General features: G+C 41.5%; 3 protein-coding genes and 1 riboswitch. All 3 genes read left to right on the top strand.

The window, feature by feature from the left end:
• Positions 1-152: riboswitch (cobalamin riboswitch) on the bottom strand. This riboswitch is flagged as partial in the annotation.
• Positions 153-250: 98 nt separating this feature from the next.
• The gene (locus AACY61_RS11890; RefSeq protein WP_339611795.1) at positions 251-1393 is read left to right on the top strand and encodes an ABC transporter substrate-binding protein; all 1143 of its coding nucleotides are present in this window, start codon (positions 251-253) and stop codon (positions 1391-1393) included.
• 208 nt (positions 1394-1601) lie between these two features.
• Positions 1602-1988, top strand: coding sequence for a GxxExxY protein (locus AACY61_RS11885; protein ID WP_339611794.1), 387 nt, complete (start codon positions 1602-1604; stop codon positions 1986-1988).
• Positions 1989-2191: 203 nt separating this feature from the next.
• Positions 2192-2723 (top strand): iron chelate uptake ABC transporter family permease subunit (locus AACY61_RS11880; protein WP_339611796.1); only part of this gene is annotated, 532 nt, incomplete at its 3' end.

Genomic DNA, 2723 nt, shown 5'->3' with positions numbered 1-2723 from the left:
TCCCATCCCGATTTTAATCGGGTCAGTGACAATGAAGTGAACAACAAGCTTGATAGCTTACAGTTGCGGGAACAGCTTCGGTTTTGCACCGAATTCCCTTTTAATCGCGCATCCCAAAGTGGGAATTGCAAACCAAAATTCGGTGCGAAAGTAAACAATTTTGAAGTTGGGCGAAAGGAAAGTTTAATTAATGTTACTTTTGTTTTTTAATAGACTTGAGATATTAGGCAATAGATTTTAGACAATAGATATGAGATTAAAGACTGTTTTACTTTTAGTAGTTTTTTTAGGAATTGTTTCCTGTAAAAACGAAAAAAAATCCAATCCTGAAACTGTTGTAACTGACTTTGAAGCAATTGAAATTAATTATGCTAAAGGCTTTTCCATCACCGATAAGGGTGACCATAAAGTCATCGAAGTGAACAATCCGTGGCCCGAAGCGGGGAAAATCTTTCGGTATGCATTGGTGAAAGACAAAGAGACTTTTAACTCCGATGAAACTTTTGATGCCGTGGTGCAGGTTCCGGTTCAAAACCTGATTGTGACTTCCACCACCCACATTCCCTCGCTGGATATGCTGGGCGAAAGCGATAAACTTATTGCCTTCCCCAACCTCAGCTACATCTCTTCAGAAAATACCCGAAAACGCATCGCTGAAGGCCAAATCACCGAAATTGGTAACAACGAATCCATCAATACTGAAAACGTCATCGACCTCCAACCTGATGTGATGATTGGCTTTGCCGTAACCGGAAACAACAAGACCTATGAAACCCTGCAACGCGCCGGAATCCCGATTGTTTTTAACGGCGACTGGACCGAAAACCATCCCTTAGGAAAAGCAGAGTGGATTAAGTTTTTTGGGGCGTTCTTTGATAAATTGGATGAGGCGAATGCGCTTTTCAGCGAAATAGAATCGGAATATATTAAAGTAAAAGCACTCGCTGCCACAGCCACCACCACACCAACGGTTTTAAGCGGTGCACTTTGGAAAGACATCTGGTACCTGCCCGAAGGCAACAGCTGGGGCGCCCAATTCATCGCCGATGCCAATGCAAATTATCTATGGTCTGACAGTGAAGGCACGGGTAGCATTGCCCTAAACGTAGAAACGGTGATTGACAGAGCCCAACAAGCCGATTATTGGATTGGTCCCGGGCAATTTACGGCTTATACACAGTTGGCAGATGCGCATAAGGCTTACACACAGTTGGATGCTTTTAAGAACAAAAAAGTCTATAGCTTTTCCAGCTTAAAAGGAGAAACGGGTGGTGTTATTTATTACGAACTCGCCCCCAACCGGCCCGATTTGGTTTTAAAAGATTTAGTCAAGATATTGCACCCTGATTTGTTACCGGAGCATGAGCTTTATTTTTTTAGGGCACTAGAATAAAGATTAAATTCGTAAAAGCTATACCGCAGAGTTGCGCAAAGCCTCCGCAAAGAACCACAAAGAAAATAGAACAACTAAAAAGATACTTTGTGTAACCTTGGACTACTTAGTGGCACTTTGTGGTACAGTAAAAGCCTAACTATAAAAGCTATATCGCAAAGTTACGCAAAGTTTCCGCAAAGAGACACAGAGTAAACAAAAAGCAAATATGACAGAAAATGAAATTTCAAACACAATTATAGGTTGTGCCATTGAGGTTCACAGACATCTTGGTCCGGGATTGCTGGAATCGGCTTATCAGGAGTGTCTTTTTAAAGAAATTCTTGATAATGGATTATTAGTTCAAAAAGAAGTACCGCGACCCATAATCTACAAAGATGTCAAACTTGATCACGGTTATAGGATTGACCTTTTAGTTGAAAACAAGGTAGTAATTGAAATTAAATCTGTAGAAGCTTTGAATGATATACATACAGCACAGATGCTTACTTATTTGAAACTAGGAGATTATAGGCTAGGCCTTTTACTTAACTTTCATGTCACCTTAATGAAAAATGGAATTAAAAGAATTATTAATTCTTCAAATAATTATTAAAATTGACTTTGCGTAATTTTGTGCTTCTTTGTGAAACTTTGCGGTACAACAAAAACAACAACTCTAAAAAATTATACCGCAGAGTTGCGCAGAGATTCCGCAGAGGACCACAAAGAAAAAGAAAAACTCTTTGCGTAGCTTAGCGCTTCTTTGTGAAACTTTGCGGTACAACAAAAGCCAAATCACCAATACAAACTAGAACACTGGAAAAATCCACCACATACACCAAACACTTTTTCGCTTTAAGCGTGTTGCTTTTAGTGGTGTTTTTCGGGAATATTAGTTTGGGGTCTGTTTCCATTCCGTTGAAGGAAGTTGCCAAAGCACTTTTTTACCTCGAACCTGAAAAAGCCTCTTGGGCATTTATCATTCAGGACTATCGGTTGCCCAAAGCACTGACTGCCATTATGGTGGGTGCCGGGCTTTCCATTAGCGGACTTTTGATGCAAACACTCTTCCGCAATCCCTTGGCGGGGCCTTTTGTGTTGGGCATCAGTAGCGGTGCGAGTCTGGGGGTGGCGCTTTTGATTATGGGAGCCTCGGGACTGGGTGGGTTTTTTGCCACACTCTTATTGAGCAAATGGTCACTGGTAATCGCTTCCAGTTTAGGAAGTATGCTGGTTTTACTGGCAGTTTTGGCGGTTACCGTTCGCGTAAAAGACACCATGGCCATCCTTATCATCGGGTTGATGTTTGGAAGCGTTACAGCCGCGGTAGTGGGAGTCCTCGCCTATT

Origin of the sequence: uncultured Planktosalinus sp. (assembly GCF_963973675.1) — a bacterium.
Taxonomy (GTDB): domain Bacteria; phylum Bacteroidota; class Bacteroidia; order Flavobacteriales; family Flavobacteriaceae; genus Planktosalinus.
Note: the sequence above shows the minus strand (reverse complement) of the source record. Positions and strands in the feature narration are given on the sequence as shown.

Bases quoted from the DNA above. Each gene is read 5' to 3' on its own strand.
- AACY61_RS11890 (WP_339611795.1), top strand. From the start codon at position 251: ATGAGATTAAAGACTGTTTTACTTTTAGTAGTTTTTTTAGGAATTGTT.
- AACY61_RS11885 (WP_339611794.1), top strand. From the start codon at position 1,602: ATGACAGAAAATGAAATTTCAAACACAATTATAGGTTGTGCCATTGAG.